Source organism: Cedecea sp. NFIX57 (assembly GCF_900177785.1).
GTDB classification, from domain to species: Bacteria; Pseudomonadota; Gammaproteobacteria; order Enterobacterales; family Enterobacteriaceae; genus Cedecea; species Cedecea neteri_C.
The window spans coordinates 46540-65485 of record NZ_FXAS01000005.1 but is presented as its reverse complement, the minus strand read 5'-3'; the positions used below and the strand labels follow the sequence as shown (position 1 = coordinate 65485).

The window sequence follows — 18946 nt, the reverse complement described above, 5'->3', positions numbered from 1 at the left end:
ATGAACAGTTGCCTTTATGAGGGGATCTTGCGCCACCGCCGCCTTCAGCCTAAAACGCACCACTTTATCTACCGCGTGTTTATGGCCTGGCTTGATTTAGACGAGCTTGATGCGCTGCCGGGGATTGGCATCCGCCACAACCGCTTCGCCGCTGCCGCTTTTCACGATGCGGATTACCCGCTGGGTACACCGCTCAAAGAGAACGTCCTGGCACGGCTAAAAGACCTGACGGGGGAGCAGCCTGAAGGACGAGTCATGCTTCTGACCCAGCTACGCTACTACGGGTTCCACTTTAATCCGGTCAATTTTTACTACTGCTATGACGGCGACAACAGCCTGCGCTGGGTTCTTGCCGAGGTGCGTAATACTCCGTGGAACGAGCGTCATTACTATGCTGTGGATGGGCAGACGCCACGTCCGAATGAAAAAGCCTTCCATGTCTCGCCGTTTAACCCGATGGACATGGTGTACCACTGGCGTTTTAACCCCCCTGGCAAAACGCTGCATATGCATATTGAAAATCATCAGGCCTCGAAAGTGTTTGATGCCACGCTGTTGCTGCGCCGTCAGCCCCTGACGCGCAAAAATCTGACGTCCATGCTGCTGCGCTTCCCGGCCATGACGTTAAAAACTGCGGTCGCCATTTACTGGCAGGCGCTGCGGCTGTGGCTCAAACGTGTGCCTGTTTACAATCATCCGGCCAGCAGGAGTGAACGTTCATGACCAATCCCGCCTTTGCGCTTGAACCTGATGTGCCGCGCAGCGTCCGTATCGCACGCTGGCTGCTGTTCCGCTTGTTGAGCGGCATAGAACAAGGGTCTGTCACCGTGCGTGAAGGATCGCAGACCTTCCATTTTGGTGATGCAACCGCCTCACTCAGCGCCGGGGTGCAGGTTATCTCCCTGAGGGTTTACTGGCGAGTGCTCACCGGCGGGAGCCTGGCCGCCGCCGAAGCCTGGATGGACGGTGACTGGGAGACCGAAGAGCTAACTCCTTTACTGCAAATTCTTGCGCTAAACGGGCGCGTTCTGGGGCGGCTGGAAAACGGTTTCCGCCTGCTGGGTAAACCCGTGGAACGCTTTCGCCACTGGACGCGGCGTAATCACCGGGAGCAGGCGCGGGAAAACATCGCCGCACATTATGATTTGGGCAATACCTTTTACTCGCTATTTCTTGATCAAGAGCTGCTCTACTCCAGCGCGCTGTTTGCCTCTGAGGAGCAGGATCTTGTTCAAGCCCAGCGTGCAAAAATGGCGCGCCTGTGTGAACAGTTGACGTTAAAGGCAAGCGATCATCTGCTTGAGATTGGCACCGGTTGGGGGGCGATGGCGGAGTACGCCGCGTCTCACTATGGCTGCCGGGTTACCACCACCACGCTGTCCCAGGAGCAATACGACTGGGCGAAGGCTCGCGTCGCCCGTGCCGGACTGCAGGACAGGGTCGAAGTGTTGCTTTGCGACTACCGAGATTTGACCGGGCACTATGACAAGCTGGTTTCGATAGAGATGATCGAGGCCGTAGGGCAGCGTTATCTGCCCGCATTCTTCCGCACCTGCCAGGCACGCCTGCGCCCGGGAGGAAAAATGGCGATACAGGCTATCACCATTCAGGACCAGCGCTACCGGGACTACAGCAAAAGCGTCGACTTTATTCAGCGCTACATATTCCCCGGCGGTTTCTTGCCGAGCGTGACGGTGATGAGCGACCTGATGACCCGCCACACCGATTTTGTCGTGCGTAACCTGTTTGACATGGGACCTGATTACGCCCGCACGCTGGCGCACTGGCGGCAGCGTTTTGTTCATGCCTGGCAGGAAATTGAGGCGCTGGGGTTTGATGACCGCTTCCGCCGGATGTGGCTCTATTACTTCGGCTACTGTGAAGCCGGGTTTAACGCCCGCACCATCAGCGTGGTGCAGTTGACCGCAGAGCGGGTATGAAACGCCCTCTGCAGCTGTGCCTGTTGGCCATTGCGTTCGATCTCTACTGGACGCTGGTGGTGCTGTTTCGCGAGCGGGGGCTGATCTTATGGTTGGTCCTGTCGTTACTGGCCTGGTGGCTGCTATCCCCCGCCCACAGAGTTAGCGTATTACTGCTGGCGGCTGCGGGCACCGCGATGGATGCCTTCTGGGTAGCCAGGGGCTTAATCGCCTTTGACGGCGGCGGGGTCTTACCGCTGTGGATGGTGTCACTGTGGCTGATGTTTGCCACTGTCTGGACGCGGATGACGTACCTGTCAACGTTGCCAGGATGGGTATTGACGCTGATGGCGACGCTGGGCGGCCCGGTGGCTTATTGGTTGGGTAAGCATTTAGGCGCCATCAACTTTCTGGCACCGACGTTTGTTGTCGTGCTTTGGATGGCTGCGGGCTGGTTCACGCTGATGCTGTTTTTTCATCTTTTACCGAGGAGGCGAACATGAGAGGCGTTTTGCTGATGCTGTTGTGGCTAAGCGCGCTTTCGCCTGCCGCCCACGCTGCCGACTGGCTTAGCTGGCGCAAAGTGGGGGACGCGACCCTGACCTGGGGGCCGTTTACCGTCTATACCTCGCAGTTGCGCACGCCGGACGGGCGCTATCAGGGCCCGACGCAAGATCAGGCGCTGATCATTACCTATAAGCGCGATATTGACCGCCAGGCGCTGGTGGATGCCACCCGCGAGCAATGGCAGGCGCAAGGCATTCTGGCCAGCGAACCGCGAAGTGAGGCCTGGTTGCGGATGCTGCAAACGCTTTGGCCGGATGTCTCGGCAGACACGCAACTGGCTTTTGTCCTGACTGACCGCCAGGGCCAGTTCTGGTATCGCGCCTCTGCGGCGCAAAAAAGCTTCATGCCATTAGGGCCGCGCCAGACTGCAGATTTCAGCCGCCGTTTTCTGGCTATCTGGCTGGGGCCCCGGACGCAATATCCTGAGCTGCGTCAGCAACTCACCGGAGGTGAAAAATGAAACGCATACTGTTACTCGCCCTGGGCGGGCTGATGCTGCTGGCCGGCTGTAGCACCGAGATTACGGATTATCGTCACCAGCAGCCCCCGCTGGATATCTTCCATTATTTCCAGGGCAAAACCGAGGCGTGGGGCATGGTGCAGGATCGCAGCGGAAAACAGCTACGCCGCTTTCACGTTGAGGTCGAGGGCGATGTGGTGGGAGATACCCTGACGCTGAATGAGCACTTCATCTATGACGATGGTGAAAAGCAGCAGCGGGTGTGGCACATCCGCCGCCTCAGCCCGGAACGCTACGAAGGTACGGCCGGGGATATCGACGGCGTGGCGACAGGCCAGGCCGCAGGCAACGCTTTTAACTGGCGCTACAGCATGAACGTTAAAGCCGACGGCAGCACCTGGCTGCTGCACTTTGACGACTGGATGTACCTCCAGGACGACAAACATATTTTCAATAAAACCGAGATGAAAAAATTCGGGGTCACCGTAGGCACCGTCACGCTTTTCTTCACCCGTAAAGCGTAGTCAGAGAGGATAAAGCGATGAGCACCAAACCTGTGATTGGGATCAGCGGCTGTTTAACCGGTACTGCCGTGCGATTTGACGGCGGGCACAAGCGCATGGCCTTTGTCATGGAGGAACTGGCGCAGAGTGTGACCTTTAAACCTGTCTGCCCGGAAATGGCGATTGGGCTGCCTGTTCCCCGGCCTGCACTGCGCCTGGTTAAACTGGGCGAAGGGGAGGTCAGAATGCGGTTTAGCCAGGCGCCGCATGACGACGTCACGGAGAAAATGACCGATTTTGCTACGAACTATGTCTCGGGGCTGGATGGACTGACTGGGTTTATCGTTTGTGCTAAATCGCCGAGCTGCGGGATGGAACGTGTCAGGCTGTACGACGTGAAGGGCAATCCTGGCCGCAAAGAAGGCGTGGGGATGTTCACAAAAGCGTTGCTGGAGACATTCCCCTGGCTGCCTGTCGAAGAAGATGGCCGCCTGCACGATCCGATGCTGCGGGAGAACTTTGTGGAGCGCGTTTTCGCGCTGCATGAGCTGAACACGCTGCGGGCTAACGGCCTGAGCCGCCGCGCGTTACTCGATTTCCATAGCCGGTACAAACTTCAACTGCTGGCGCACCATCAGGCAGGCTACCGCGAGATTGGGCCTTTCGTCGCCTCGCTGCATCAGTGGGACGACCTGGACAGCTTCTTTGTGGCCTACCGTGAGAAGCTGATGGCAATCCTTAAAACGCCAGCCTCGCGGAAAAATCACACCAATGTGTTGATGCATATTCAGGGGTATTTTCGTCCTAAGCTGAATACTCGCCAGCGCGGTGAGCTGCGGGATGTGATCCTGCATTATCGCGACGGATTGTTGCCGATCCTGGCTCCTTTGACGCTGCTGAAACATTATCTGGCGGAGTACCCGGACAGCTATCTGCTGACGCAGAATTACTTTAATCCTTATCCGGACTATTTAGCGCTGCGGCTCGGCGTAAATTAATCGACTAAAAGGAGGAGGCCGAACCTGCATTCGGTCTCCGGTTTAACGCTGCGGCTGCAACTCATAAATCCAGGCGGTGACGGTGCGGCCATCAGGCGTGGTGACCTCGACCTCAACCCGGTCGTATCCGTCTTCAAACTCGTCCAGCATGGGCCAGTGCTCGCTCAGGTTTTGGGATAAAAACAGATAGCCGTGAACCTCCGGGCCATTTTTATCCAGCACGATGCCGGGGAAGTCGGCAGCCGCTCCCCAGCCGCGTTCGTAAAAAGTGCCGCGCACATAGCCGGGCAGCCACTCGCCGCCAATGTTTTCCATAATGTGGGCGTTAACGTGGCCGGGGCGAAGCGTGCCGTAGACAAACAGTGATTCCATTTTTCCTCAACGCGTAAAACCGCTAAATCAGGACCAGAACAGGGGATTTAACATACGGCGTATCGGGGCGGCTGGCAACGGGAAAGCAGGGGGGATTAATTCAAGGGATTCATGCTGATGAAAATCGTCGGCAGCCTGGTACTGTTCAGTGGCGGTGTCGTGATAGTCACTCTGTTTATTTAAACCCTAGCCAAGAACATAAACATCACCCGTTGCCGGAGAGACTGCTTCTGGCAACCACAAGCTGCCCCATTTACCCGTACAATGACAACCCAGTATTTTATCTGGTTTATGGCGATGTAGAAATTGCCTTACCTTCCAGAGCTTAAGGGGTGACGCACAGCGTAGATGAAAGCCGCCGAAAATAGCATGAATATGATTTATCCCGGTTATATTCTGGCAGTGGCGTACGATATCAATCAATCCACGGTGACCACAGCCGATAAAAATGATCAGCCCAAAGTCGGATTTATAAATTAAAACTCCTTCATCTTTTACATAATCCGTTTCCGTATTTTTACGACCGAGAACGCCGTAGGCATGCGGTTTGGCTACAGGGATCTCTCCTGACCACATAAAACGTTCCCCGATATGTAGTGGGGTTCTGCTGTACTCCATGCGAAAACGTGAAAAATCATTATCCAGTGATAATTTTTTTATTCTGGCGGTATAGCCTGAAAACCTTACTGCCGAGTAGCGCTCATTCGCCACCATGGGATGGCATATTATCCGGCATGTATCAGAGAGCCACGGAACACCGCCACAATGATCATAGTGACCGTGGGAAAGTACAGCCGCGGTCAGGTTTGTCAAATCGACGCCCATTAAACCTGCGTTGTGCATGAAGCTATCATCAGGGCCGGTATCAAACAGAATTGAATCATTTTCATCCTGTATCAACAGACTAAGTCCGGCCTTAGCACGCAGCAAATTTTTAGCTCCGGGCTTAAGTCGGTTTTCCAGCAGGACGCTGACGGTTATGGACATGTTCGCTCTTCCCTGAAGTGATTCGTTACCGCCAGGCGGGATAACTCTGTGAGACGCAGTCAATAATACTTCATTCCTGGAGGGGAGCACGATTTATATACAGGCAGCTTTTGCTTATCTGAAAGCAATGTATGAGGAGGAAGGCTGGGCCTAACTAAAGCTGGGATGCTTTAATGACCACAAATTTTTCCCGATTCAGAGATGTATGATAAGCAAAAAGCCCGCTTAAGTTTCCTTAAGCGGGCTTCTTAAATATGGCTCCTCTGACTGGACTCGAACCAGTGACATACGGATTAACAGTCCGCCGTTCTACCGACTGAACTACAGAGGAATCGTTTGAACGGGGCAAATATTAGCGTTAGCCATAAAACCTGTCAACAGTAAAAGTAACGCATTAATTCATATGGTTAAATTTACGCCGCGTTGCTGATTTAATGCACCGTATTTCCGGCAGTGCCGGGGGAGTTTTCACGCTCAACCAGCCGCTGGAGCGGATCCTGCCCGTAGAACTGGCAAAAGCGCTGGTAAAGTGAGGCGAAACGCGGCGTGAAAAGCTGTGGCGCGCTGAAGAAATATTCGGAAAGCACGGCAAAACATTCTGCTGGGTCGGTGGCGGCATAGGCATCGATGCTGGCGGCATTTTCACCCACCATATCAATTTCATCCTGAATGCTATCCATCGCGGCATGGAGGTCGTGCTCCCAGCCGGCCACATCGCGCAACGCAATTAACGGCACGCCGCTGGCGCGGTCGCCGTTGCGGCTGTCCAGTTTGTGGGCAACTTCGTGAACAATCAGGTTAAAGCCGGAGGCGTCGAAGGAGTCCTGCACGTCCAGCCAGTTCAGAACAATAGGCCCCTGCTGCCAGCTTTGCCCGGACTGCACCACGCGTTGGCTGTGCACCAGGCCGAAGTCGTCCTGCCATTCGTCATCCACAATAAACGGCGCGGGGTAGAGTAAGATTTCGTGGAAACCGTCCAGCCATTCAATGCCCAGCTCCAGCACCGGCAGGCAGAACAGGAGCGCAATACGGGCACACTTGAGATCATCCAGCTCAAAACCCTGCAGCGGCACCAGCCGTTTTTGCTGTAAAAAACGATCCGCAAGGCCAATTAATTTCTGCTGCTCGGTTTCACTGAGTGATGCCAGCACGGGAATGGCTAACGCTTGCTCCCACGGTAACGCGGGGGCGGCGCTTGAATCGGTTGCTTTCCAGGGCCACTTAATCATGTTACTTGCTCGCAAAGTCATCGTTTGAACTGAAACGAAAGAACCCAGACTGTTAAAATGCCGCATAACCTGGCATGATGGCAACCACCAGAACGGAGAGATGCCGGAGCGGCTGAACGGACCGGTCTCGAAAACCGGAGTAGGGGCAACTCTACCGGGGGTTCAAATCCCCCTCTCTCCGCCACTTATTCTGCCAGATTTCACTCTTTCCCCTTCTTCTCTGAAGCGTTGCTCATCGCTGATGCTAACGCCTGCCCAGAGACGACCGACACGTTATCACCTGGCTTACCTCATTGGGTAGCGCTTTACAACTATGTCATTAATTTTGTGAGCTAAGTCGTAGCGTTTACCACGGCAATATCACGCCCATGAACGAGGCCTTCTGAGAAGCGAAGCTAATTACGCGTGTCCGGTTTGGGCTGATTTCAGATAAAGAATATTTCAGGCGGGAGTCGATTCACTTACCCTGTATTAAATTCATGCGGGAGTGACCCGGAAATATCTCATCCATAAAAGAGCGTCAGGGTAATGATTATTACTGTCGAGTTTGTGTGAAAATTTCATCGAATCAAAATATGAATAATATTTTCAACCTACTAATATTGGTGGGGTGTCAGGCGGGGTGTGCCATCGGGGATGATATTCCTGAACTGCGAATAATCCAGAGTTTGGTCGGTTGAAGATAACGTACGATTCTGAATTAAGTTAAGTTAAATCAATGTTTTATTGTTTGTTTTTTCGGCGTTTTACTCTGAGGTGTTTCTGTTGTTCATATATTAAATTCACAACACAGAAAGCGCCATATTGTCCTTTTTGCATTGTGGATATTTCGTTTAAATATCTTAAATGTACTTAGGAATACGCCGGCGTGGTCGGTAAGTTTTTAGGAGAAATCAATGCGTGCATTTAAACGTGAAGGATATATCGTCGGTCAAATTAAGCGTAATTATTGCCATTGAACGCGTTTTAACGATAATAGGCGAAATCTTAGAATATTTCATATTTCATCAGGGAAGGTGATATGCCGTCTGTGCATTCATTCCTTTTTAATTCGTTAGCCGTTTTCTGTGCAGGCAGTGTATTCCAGACTCTGGCCGCCCCCGACAGTTCCCGACTTTTCGATCATCAACAGCAACACCAGCAGGCCCAACAGGACGCTCGTGAGGCGCAATTAGCCCCCCAGGCTCCGGGCGTACGTCTGGAGGCTGACACCACGCCAGATGTGAACGGCCCATTCCCGGCTGAAACCCCGTGCTTCCCGATTCATACCGTTGAATTGAGCGGCAGGCAGGCGTTTCCCCATTGGGTGCCCCTGCCGCGCATCGCCAACGCTGGGGTCGGGCACTGCCTCGGCATAAAAGGCATCAACCAGCTTATCAGCCGCATACAAAACAACCTGATTGAGCACGGCTGGGTCACCAGCCGGGTGCTGGCACCTGAACAGGATCTGCGCTCCGGCACATTGCAGTTAACGCTCTTCCCGGGGAAAGTGCGGGCGGTTCGCTATAAAGAAGATGCCGACAGCCGGGCGATTATCACAACGGCCATGCCGGTGAAAGCAGGGGATCTGCTGGATCTGCGCGACATTGAGCAAGGGCTGGAGAACTTGCAGCGTTTACCCACCGTCGAAGCCAGTATGGAACTGGTGCCGGGTGAGCAGCCAGGGGAGAGTGACATCGTCATAGCCCGGAAACAATCCCGCCTCTGGCATACCAGCGTCTGGGTAGACGACTCCGGCACCAAAAGTACCGGGCGTACCCAGGGCGGTGTGATGCTGGCGCTGGACAACCCACTGGCGCTGAGTGACCTGTTTTATGTTTCAGCGGGGCACGATCTCGGTTTCCAGGGAAAAAAACAGAGCACCAGCCTGAATGCGCACTATTCGCTGCCGTGGGGCTACTGGCTGTTCGATATGACCGGTGGGCGCTCCAACTATGTTCAGTCCATTGCTGGCCTCAACGGCGATATCCGCTATTCCGGGCTGAGCAAAAATCTGAATACCGGCCTTAGCCGGGTGATTCAGCGCGGCAGCAACAGCAAAACCACGCTGCGCTACGGCGTGCTGTACCGCGAAACGCGTAACTACATTAACGATACCGAACTGGATATACAGCGTCGGCGGACCAGTGCCTGGCAACTGGGGTTGAGTCATCGTCACTATCTGGGAGCGGCGACGCTGGACGCTGGCGTGAGCTATCAGCGCGGTACGCGCTGGTTTGGCGCAATGCCGGCCTGGGAAGAACAAAACCCTGAAGGCGACTACGCGACAGCGCTGAGCAAAATCCTCACCTGGAACGCTTCGTTAAACCTGCCGTTTGCCCTGGCGAATCAGCAATTCCGCTACCAGGTTAGCTGGCTGCGCCAGACCAGCTCTACGCCTCTGACGCCTCAGGATCAATTTTCTATCGGTAACCGCTGGACGGTTCGCGGCTTTGACGGGGAGCGTTCTCTCAGCGCCAACCACGGCTGGTATGTGCAGAACACCCTGGCGTGGCAAACGCCGCTGCCTCAGCAGGAGCTCTACCTCGGGGCAGATTATGGCGAAGTAGGCGGCCGCGCGGACGGGTTTGCGCTACTGGGGCGTCATCTGGCCGGGGCGGTAAGCGGGGTTCGCGGCAATATCAGCAGCACGGGAATTGGCTACGACTTGTTTGCCGGCATACCGCTCTCTAAGCCTTCCGGCTTTCGCACCGATCCGGTGACCTTAGGCTTTAGCGTTAACTGGCAATATTAATTCAACATGGACTGCCTGAGGCAGAATGACGGGAAGTTATTGTTATGAACAAGCTGTGCTACCGCATCGTTTTTAATCGTGCCCGCCAGATGCTGGTAGTGGTGTCAGAATTAGCTCGTGCACACGGCGGAGAGTCAACGCGGGGTCCCGGGGCTGTACCTGGCGCCTGTCTCCGTCTCTCAGCGCTAACCTTCTCGTTATGGCTTGCCGGTGGCATCGTTGCACCTTTGGCCTGGGCCGACGGCATTGTGGCGGACGGCTCCGCTGCCGGTCACCAGCAGCCGACGGTGGTCAACACGTCCAACGGTCTGCCTCAGGTCAATATCCAGGCCCCAAATGAAAACGGCCTGTCACACAACCGCTACAGCCAGTTTGATGTTGGCGAACGCGGCGCCGTGCTGAACAACAGCCGGGTTAACAGCCAGACACAGCTGGCCGGTGCAGTGGCGGGCAACCCGTGGCTTGCCAAAGGCGAAGCCAAAGTCATTCTCAACGAAGTGAACAGCCGCAACCCCAGTCAGCTCAACGGCTTTATTGAAGTGGCCGGGAAGCGCGCGGATGTGATTATCGCCAACCCGGCGGGCATTACCTGTAGCGGCTGCGGTTTTATCAACGCCAATACCTCCACGCTGGCAGCGGGTAAAGCGCGCATTGAAAATGGCCGTCTGCAGGGGGTTGACGTGGATAACGGCCGGATCCGCATCGAAGGTAAGGGGCTTAACGATGGGCAGAGTGATTACACCCGGCTGATTGCCCGCTCGGTTGACGTCAATGCCCAGTTACAGGCAAAAAATTTGCAGCTCACAACCGGGCGTAACCAGACCGACGCCCAGGGCAATGTGTTGTCCAGCCAGCCGGAAAGCGCGGGAGACAAGCCCGAATTTGCGCTGGACGTGGCTGCGCTGGGCGGCATGTATGCCAATAAAATTAAGCTGGTGGGCACCGAGCGTGGCGTTGGGGTGCGTAACGCCGGGGAGATTGGCGCGTCAGCGGGGGAGCTGTCGCTCAGTGCCGACGGCAAGCTCACGAATAACGGGCTAATGACCTCGACGCAGGCGATACACGTCGCCTCCGGTGATATCGATAACCGCGGCAATATCCGCTCGGACGGGCAGATTCAGCTTGATGCCCGCCATCAGGCCACTCAGCGCGGTACGGTGCTGGCGGCAGGCAATGTGCAGGTTACGGCAGAGGCAATCAACGCAGAGCAGAACAGCGTCACCGCCGCGGGTGTGGATGAGAAAGGCAACCTGACGAAGCCCGGCGCTATGACGCTAACGGCGAGTGGCCAGCTTCAGGCTCAGGGGCAACTCCTGGCCGGCGAGCGCCTCTCCGCCAGCGGGCAGACGCTGGATTTACAGGGTGCAAAGCTGAAGGCGAAAGACATGTCTCTCACCGCCACTCAGGGGGACATTGACACCCGTAGCGCCACGCTGGCGGCGGATCGTAGCCTGAGCGCCAGCACCCAGGGCCAGCTTCGCAATGATAAAGGCCACCTTAGCGCGGAAACTCTGCAGCTTCAGGCAGGGGCAATCAGCAACCACGAGGGGCAACTGGTGCAGACCGGGGCGCAGGCTTTAACTCTCAAAACCGGCGTCGTCGATAACACCCTGGGATCGATCACCGCGGCGCATGGCCTGGCGGTTGAGGCTGATACGTTGAACAACAGCCAGGGGCAGGTGGGCAGTTTTGATGGCGGCGTCACCCTCAAGGCCGCGCGCATCGACAACCAGCAGGGGCGTTTGATAGCGCAGAAAAACGGCGGGCTGGCCGTCACCAGCCAGGATTTTGTCGGCGACAAGGGCGACATACTCAGTGAGGATTTCCTGAGCCTGAACAGCGCTCGCCTGTCCCTGAACGGGGCCAGGACTGAAGGCCAGCAGCTGCAGCTCGAGGGGAACAGCCTGTCCCACCGGTGCGGCACGCTGCTGCAGCGGGGGCCGGGGGAAGCCACATTCACATTCAGCGGTGAGATCGATAACAGCGGCGGGCAAATTGCCAGCCTGAGCGGAGTGCGCATCAATGCGGGCTCGCTCAATAACCAGCAGGGCACGCTGAGCGGCGACGGTGATTTTACCCTTAGCTACGGTGCCGGGCTGAATAACCAGCAGGGCAGCATCAGTGCGTCAGCCGTGACCCTTGCCGGGCGCGGACTGGACAACACGGCGGGCCTGATCCAGGCCAGAGGCGATTTATCACTTAATACCCAGGGCCAGCAGCTGAATAACTCGCAGACCCTGGGCGATAAAACCGGTATTCGCGCGGGGGGAACTGCGACGCTGCAAGCCGGAGAGGTGAATAACCAGTCCGGGCTGATCGCGGCAGACAAGGTAAACGCCGTGGGGAAATCCTGGGATAACAGCCGCGGTGAAACCAGCGGTGCGAGCGAACTGACGCTGAGTACGGAAGGGCTGGATAACAGTCATGGTCTGCTCAGCAGCCGTGACGGGCAGCTAAAACTGAACGCCAGCGACGCGGTAAACAACCAAAGCGGCACTATTCAAAGCGGCAGCGGCGTCACCCTGGCAGGGGCGGCCCTGGATAACCGGACAGGTACGCTAATGGCGGCCAACGGTGGCGTTAATATCTCGCTGGCGCGTGGCATGGATAACCGTAACGGGCGGGTGGTCGGGCAGCAGGGAATCACCCTCAATGCTTCAGATCTGAACAACCAGGCGGGGCGAATCAGCACGCCTCAGGGGGCGGTGAATCTGCTGATCTCCGGGGCGCTTGATAACAGCCAGGGCACCCTTGAAAGCCTGCGAGGGCTGGGGCTTCGGGCCGGTAGTTTGAACAACGCCGGCGGACTGGTTCAGTCGGCGGATGACGATGCCAGCCTGACGCTGGACGGCGCCTTGCTCAACGGTGACGGGCGCATTGCCGCCCGGCAGGCGCTGACGATTCAGGGCGACCAGGTGAACAACCAGCGCGGCAGGCTGACCGGCAGCCAATTGACGCTGACCGGCGGAGCACTGGATAACACGGGCGGCCTGATCCAGGCGACCGGCGATCTTACCCTTGATACTCAGGGGGCAAAGCTTACCAACGTAGGTACCAGCGGCGATGTCACCGGCATTCGTTCCGGTGGCAAGCTGACTTTGCGCAGCGGGGATCTCGACAACCAGGCAGGCCTGCTGGCGGCGGGGCAACTGGAGGGCAAAGGCGGGCAGTGGGATAACCGGGGCGGGCAGATTAGCACGGTGGGGGAGGCATCACTCACCGGCACGGCGTTTAACAACCAGGGTGGCCAGATACAGGCAGGCGGCACAATGCACCTGGACGCGCAACAGGGCGTGTTCAACAACCTGCAGGGCCAGATCCTGGCTAACCAGACGCTCACCTTGCTGAGCGGGTTGCTGACTAATCAGGGCGGGACGCTGCAGGGTAACACCATGCTCTCGCTGTTCAGCGGGCACATCGACAACCAGAGCGGTAAACTGCTGTCGGGCGGTGGCCTGACGCTCAGCGCCAACACGCTGAATAACCAGCAGGGCAAAGTTTTTGCCTGGAAAGACGGCGAACTGAAGGTTAATCAGGATCTCAATAACAGCCAGGGCTTTATCAAAGCTAACGAGACGCTCACGCTCGCGGCGGACAGCGTGGATAACCACAACACGCGCACCAGCGCGCAGGGCGTTGAGGCGGGCAACCTGCAGCTGGCGGCGCGCACGGTTAACAACCAGCAGGGCGCATTGCGGGCGGCGAATCAGCTTGCCGCAGATATTCAGGCGGCGCTGGACAACCGCGGCGGCCTGCTCTCTTCCCAGCAGCAACTGGACATTGCGCCGATGAACGCCAGCGCGCTGGTGATGAGTAATCAGGGCGGGGAACTGGTTTCGCAGGGCAACATGAACGTTCAGCTTCGCCAGCTTGATGGCGTGGGGCGCATCACGGCCGAGCAAGCGCTTAACCTGACAACGCTGGTGCACCTGTTACAGGATGGCACCCTCGCCAGCAACGGCGACCTGATCCTTGACGCTCGCGGGGGGCTGACCAACGCAGGCTTACTGACGGCGCTCAGAACGCTGGACATTACTACGCCTGTGCTGAACAACAACGGCAGCGGCGAAATTAAAGGCAGCACGGTCGCGATCCGCGCCGGGCAAATGACCAACACGGGGCTGGTGGACGGCACTAATAGCCATCTCATCGCCGACACGCTACACAACAGCGGCACCGGGCGGATCTACGGCGATAACCTGCTGATTGACGCCCGCAGGCTGATTAACGACAAAGATGCGTCGCAGAATAAAGCCGCGACGATTGCCGCTCGACAGCGGCTGATTGTCGCGACAGACAACCTGACTAACAGCGACCATGCACTGATTTACAGCGACGGCGATATGGCGATTGGCGGGCAGATGAGCCAGGACGGCACGCTTTCCGGCCTGGCGCAAAAAGTGGAAAACTTTAGCGCCGATATTGAAGCCATGGGGGCCATGCACCTGGCGGCACAGCAAATCGACAACCGGGATATTCATCTGTTACTGAGTGATGCGCCTGTGCTGGTGTCGTCTTCCGGTGAAGTGAGTGAGTTCCAGTTCTGCAACGGCGATGGCGATGGCGCCTGTTTTGGCGGGGATGGAAAACGCTATCGCCTCGGGCCGTGGGAAGGTCGCTTCCGTTACGCCATTGATGAGAACGGCAACCGCATTCCGGGCGTCAGCCTGCAAAAAGAGCCGGGGAGCAATAACCGACTGCGCTTCTTTATTCCCGGCGGCGTGACGAAGCACTTCTATGAATACCGCTACACCCGGCAGGTCTGGCAAACGCAGGTGGTGCAGAAAGATCCGTCGACAATTCGCAGCGGCAGGGATCTGACGGTTGAAGGTGGCACCCTCACCAACCAGGACAGCCGCATCATCGCCGGGGGCGATCTGGTCATCCGCACGGCGCAGGTCTTCAACAATGAAAGCCAGGGGATTCAGCGGATTGTTGAGCAGGGCCAGACCATCTCTAACTATAAAGGCGGCGGCAACTGGAAAACCCGGCAGTCCGTCTATGCCTATGCGGGTAATAACAGCGAAACACCGCTGGCGATGGGGCTGATGCAGGTGGCCACGCGCGCCGGGCAAGGGGCGGGGCAGCTCATTGGGCCGCAAAATAATTCAGGGACAAAAATTGTTGCCGACGGCGTGACGCAGGAGGCAGCGGCAGGGGGCCGTGCCAGCGGCAGTGGGACGGTAGACGTGACGCTCAATAACCCGGCGGACCTGGACGCGCTGGCGGCGTCGCAACCGGGGGGGATCCTCGACCTGCCGTTGAAACAAAACGGCCAGGCGAGCGAGCTGGTTGTGCGTGTCGTACCGCCGGTGTTGCGCCTCCCGGAAAGCAGCCTGTTTGTGCTGTATCCTGGGAACAACAACCATTATCTGATTGAAACCGACAGCCGCTTTACCAGCGGTAAGGCATTGTTCAGCAGCGAAGATGTCTGGGGCGACCGCCTGCAGAAACGGCTGGGCGACGGATTTTACGAGCAAAAACTGGTGCGCGACCAGGTTGCTCAGGCGACCGGGCAGCGCTTCCTGACGGGAATGAGCGACGACAATGAGCAGTACAAATGGCTGCTGAACAACGGCAAAACCTTTGCGGAACAGTATCAGCTTAAGCCTGGCGTGGCGCTGAGCGCTGAGCAGGCGGCGTTGCTCACCAGCGACATGGTGTGGATGGTGAATAAAACCGTTACTCTGCCGGACGGCAGCACCGAAGTCGTCAGCGTGCCGCAGCTTTATGTCCGGGTGAAACCGGACGATGTGACCGGCAACGGCGCGCTGCTGGCAGGCAACCGCGTGCTGATGAATACCCAGGGCGATGTTACCAACAGCGGCACGGTAAAAGGCCGCGATCTGACGCAAATCAGCGCGGAAAACCTGAGCAACGAAGGCTTCATTCAGGGTGACAAGCTCACGGTGCTGGCGAAAAACGATATCACCAACACCGGCGGCAAACTGATGGCGGGCGACAGCCTGACGCTGGCGGCCGGGCATGACATCGTCAGCCAGACCCAGGGCGGCCGCCAGGGCACAGAAGCGTGGCTGGAGCGCACGGCCGGGATCTACGTTGAAAACGACCAGGGGAAACTGATTCTTCAGGCCGGCAACGATATTCGTCTGACCGCCAGCGAGCTGGTCAACCGGGGCAAAGAGAGCGACACGCAGCTGACGGCGGGGCGGGATCTGACCCTGGATACGCGGCAACTCAGCCACGGCACCGACTACACGCGGGATGCCAAACACTTCGATCGCACGCTGCAAACCAGCGAGGCGGGCAGCCGCATCGACGCCGGAGGCAGCCTCCAGCTTTCCGCCGGGCGGGACATTAACGCCCGGGCAGCAGATATCACCGCGCAGGACGGTTTAATCGCCCAGGCGGGGCATGACATCAACCTGACCAGCGGCGAATCTACCTTCGACCATGAAGGCCGTAGCCAGTGGACGAAAAAAGGCTTCCTGTCGAAAACGACCTATGATTTTTACGGCAACACCAGCGAGCGCGACGCGCAGAGCACCACGGTCAGCGCGGACAGCATGCAGATGCGCGCGGGGAACGACCTCACTGTACAGGGCAGTAATGTGGTCGGCACGCAGGATGTGGCGCTTGCGGCAGGCAACAACCTGACGTTAACCACTGCCGATGAATCAATGCACGACACGCAGGTCACGCAGAAGAAAAAATCTGGCCTGATGGGCACCGGCGGAATCGGCTTTACGGTGGGCTCGGCCAGCCAGAAGGTGACCACCGAGAGCGACAGCAACGTCAAAAAAGGCAGTACCGTGGGCAGCAGCGTCGGGAACGTCAGCCTGACGGCGGGCAACGCGGCGACAGTGCACGGCAGCGACGTGGTGGCCGGGCAGGATCTCAGCATTATCGGGCGTGAGGTCGCCATTACGGCGGCGCAGAACAGCCATACCGAACTGACGAAAACCGAAGAGAAATCCAGCGGCTTCACGCTGGCGCTTTCCGGTACTGCTGGCAGTGCGGTGAACACTTCGGTACAGCAGGCGAAGTCGGCCCGCAACGAAAGCGACGGGCGACTGGCGGCGCTGAAGGGCACCCAGGCGGCACTGACCGGGGTCAGCGCCGCGCAGGCGGTGGCGAAAGATGATGCCACGGGCGACGTGAAGGGGAACGACAACACCGTTGGCATTAGCCTCAGCTACGGCAGCCAGTCGTCAACCTCCGAGCGTAAGCTGGATCAGCAGACGGCCTCGGGCAGCAAGCTGAATGCCGGGCGCGATATCCATATTCAGGCCACCGGCGGGGATATTGCGGTGGTGGGCAGCCAGCTCCAGGCCGGACGCGATACGACGCTGAATGCCTCACGTGATATTCTGCTGTCTTCGGCGTCGAACACCGAAACGGTCAGTGGCAGCAACAGCAGCCACGGCGGTAGCGTGGGCGTCGGGATAGGTTATGGCTCTGGCGGCGCGGGGATCAACGTGTCGGCCAGCGTGAACGCCGGGAAAGGCAAAGAGAATGGCAGCACGGTCACGCGCAGTGAAACCACGGTGGAAAGCGGGAACCGCGTGACGCTGACCAGCGGGCGGGACACCACGCTGCAGGGCGCGCAGGTCAGCGGCAACAGCATTGTGGCCGACGTGGGGCGTAACCTGACGCTGACCTCAGAGCAGGACAGCGACCGCTACGACAGCAAACAGCAGAACGTCAGCGCGGGCGCGAGCTTTAGCTTTGGCTCGATGTCGGGCTCGGCAAGCGTGAACGTCAGCCGGGACAAAATGCACAGCAACTACGACTCGGTGAAAGAGCAGACCGGGCTGTTTGCGGGCAAGGGCGGGTTTGACGTAACGGTGGGCGAGCATACCCAGCTTAACGGGGCGGTGATTGGCTCGACGGCGTCGGCAGACAAAAACCGCCTGGATACCGGCACGCTGGGCTGGGGGGACATCCACAACCAGGCCGATTACAAGGTGGAACACCAGAGCGCAGGGTTCAGTACCGGGGGCGGGGTGAGCGGGCTGGGCCAGCAGTTTGTGGGGAACATGGCGAACACGCTGCTGACCGGGGTGAATAAAGAGGGGCACGACAGCTCAACGACCCGGTCGGCGGTGTCGGCGGGGACTATCACGGTACGTGACAAAGACAAACAGCAGCAGGATGTGGCCGACCTGAGCCGCGATGCAGAGCACGCTAACCAGACACTGAGCCCTATCTTCGACAAAGAGAAAGAGCAGAAGCGGTTGCAGGAAGCGCAGCTTATCTCGGAAATCGGGAACCAGGCGGCGGATATTGCGCGGACGCAGGGTGATATCGCGGGCCTGAAGGCGAAAAAAGACCCGGCGGCGCTGGAGGCGGCGAGAGCGGAACTGATTGCCAAAGGGAATAAAGAGCCAACGGCCGAACAGATAGCCGATAAAGCCTACAACACGGCGATGGCACCTTACGGCACCGGGAGCGCCATTCAGCAGGGCATCCAGGCGGCAACGGCAGCGGTGCAGGGGCTGGCGGGGGGAAATATCGCGCAGGCCATCAGTGGGGCAGCCAATCCGTATATTGCAGAGCAGATCCATAAGCTGACGGCGGGCAATCCGGCAGCTCAGGCTATGGCGCATGCGGTGGTGGGTGCAGTCGTATCATATGCCGCGGGCAACAGCGCAGCGGCGGGTGCGGCAGGTGCGGTCAGTGGAGAGCTGATGGCAAAAGTCGTGATGGGCGCGCTGTATCCGGGCAAGGAAGTCAGCGACCTGAGCGAAGAGCAGAAGCAGACTATCAGCGCACTGGGTACCCTGGCGGCGGGGCTGGCAGGTGGCCTGGCAGGTAACAGCACGGCGGATGTGGTGGCGGGTGCGCAGACAGGGAAAAATGCGGTTGAGAATAACTGGCTGAGCGTGTCGGAGAAGACTGAGCTTGAAATCGCGAAGCAGAAACTCCAGAACAGTAAAGACCCTGTAGAGCGTGAACAGGCTCAACAGAAATATAATGAGCTGCGTGAAAAAGATATCACCAGTGACCAGAAAGTGATGGATGCGTGTGGTAACGGTAAGGCTGCAACACCGGGATGCGCCAGTGCAAGACTTGAGGTTATTGTGGCGAAAGGTGTATACGAGAACACTGGCAACTATAACTCGAAGGCCAGCCAGCAGTATGCGGATGCTTACCGGCCAGATAGTAAACCTGCTGAATATCACCAGCGTTGATGCACAGAATCAACAGCAAATC

Annotated in this window: 11 protein-coding genes and 2 tRNA genes; 9 read left to right on the top strand and 4 right to left on the bottom strand. The window is 57.7% G+C overall.

Translation table 11 applies throughout. From position 1 onward, the window contains the following. From B9Y90_RS05380 to B9Y90_RS05355, 6 genes are read left to right on the top strand one after another with little or no spacing between them, the layout of a single operon-like run. Nucleotides 1–723 (top strand): DUF1365 domain-containing protein, encoded by a 723-nt coding sequence (locus tag B9Y90_RS05380; protein ID WP_085540476.1) that lies wholly within the window; start codon nt 1–3, stop codon nt 721–723. Beyond that, nucleotides 720–1940 (top strand): SAM-dependent methyltransferase, encoded by a 1221-nt coding sequence (locus B9Y90_RS05375; protein WP_085540475.1) that lies wholly within the window; start codon nt 720–722, stop codon nt 1938–1940. Before B9Y90_RS05380 ends, B9Y90_RS05375 begins: the two co-directional genes overlap by 4 nt. Then, the gene (locus B9Y90_RS05370) at nt 1937–2422 is read left to right on the top strand and encodes a DUF2878 domain-containing protein (RefSeq protein ID WP_085540474.1); all 486 of its coding nucleotides are present in this window, start codon (nt 1937–1939) and stop codon (nt 2420–2422) included. Before B9Y90_RS05375 ends, B9Y90_RS05370 begins: the two co-directional genes overlap by 4 nt. After that, complete coding sequence (locus B9Y90_RS05365) at nt 2419–2946, top strand: hypothetical protein (RefSeq protein ID WP_085540473.1); 528 nt, start codon at nt 2419–2421, stop codon at nt 2944–2946. The genes B9Y90_RS05370 and B9Y90_RS05365 overlap by 4 nt, the downstream gene beginning before the upstream one ends. Next, nucleotides 2943–3470, top strand: a complete 528-nt coding sequence (locus B9Y90_RS05360; RefSeq protein WP_085540472.1) for a DUF3833 domain-containing protein — start codon at nt 2943–2945, stop codon at nt 3468–3470. Before B9Y90_RS05365 ends, B9Y90_RS05360 begins: the two co-directional genes overlap by 4 nt. Before the next feature lie 17 nt (nt 3471–3487). Then, complete coding sequence (locus tag B9Y90_RS05355; protein ID WP_085540471.1) at nt 3488–4447, top strand: YbgA family protein; 960 nt, start codon at nt 3488–3490, stop codon at nt 4445–4447. Nucleotides 4448–4489: 42 nt separating this feature from the next. Here B9Y90_RS05355 and B9Y90_RS05350 read toward each other — a convergent pair whose 3' ends face one another. The 4 genes from B9Y90_RS05350 to mtfA form a co-directional block, all read right to left on the bottom strand. Beyond that, nucleotides 4490–4819 (bottom strand): gamma-glutamylcyclotransferase family protein, encoded by a 330-nt coding sequence (locus tag B9Y90_RS05350; RefSeq protein ID WP_085540470.1) that lies wholly within the window; start codon nt 4817–4819, stop codon nt 4490–4492. 186 nt (nt 4820–5005) lie between these two features. Further along, nucleotides 5006–5806, bottom strand: a complete 801-nt coding sequence (locus B9Y90_RS05345) for an MBL fold metallo-hydrolase (protein WP_085540469.1) — start codon at nt 5804–5806, stop codon at nt 5006–5008. Between the two features lie 255 nt (nt 5807–6061). After that, nucleotides 6062–6137: transfer RNA gene (locus B9Y90_RS05340), tRNA-Asn, on the bottom strand. A gap of 100 nt (nt 6138–6237) precedes the next feature. Beyond that, nucleotides 6238–7035 carry a DgsA anti-repressor MtfA gene (mtfA, locus tag B9Y90_RS05335; protein WP_039294895.1) on the bottom strand — a complete coding sequence of 266 codons (798 nt, stop codon included), beginning with the start codon at nt 7033–7035 and terminating at the stop codon, nt 6238–6240. A 94-nt stretch (nt 7036–7129) separates the two neighbouring features. Between mtfA and B9Y90_RS05330 the strand changes: the two genes are divergently transcribed. The 3 genes from B9Y90_RS05330 (at nt 7130) to B9Y90_RS27210 (ending at nt 18924) form a co-directional block, all read left to right on the top strand. Then, nucleotides 7130–7219: transfer RNA gene (locus B9Y90_RS05330), tRNA-Ser, on the top strand. Between the two features lie 846 nt (nt 7220–8065). Continuing rightward, the gene (locus tag B9Y90_RS05325; RefSeq protein ID WP_441302647.1) at nt 8066–9769 is read left to right on the top strand and encodes a ShlB/FhaC/HecB family hemolysin secretion/activation protein; all 1704 of its coding nucleotides are present in this window, start codon (nt 8066–8068) and stop codon (nt 9767–9769) included. A 44-nt stretch (nt 9770–9813) separates the two neighbouring features. After that, complete coding sequence (locus tag B9Y90_RS27210) at nt 9814–18924, top strand: hemagglutinin repeat-containing protein (RefSeq protein ID WP_085540467.1); 9111 nt, start codon at nt 9814–9816, stop codon at nt 18922–18924. Nucleotides 18925–18946 lie beyond the last annotated feature (22 nt).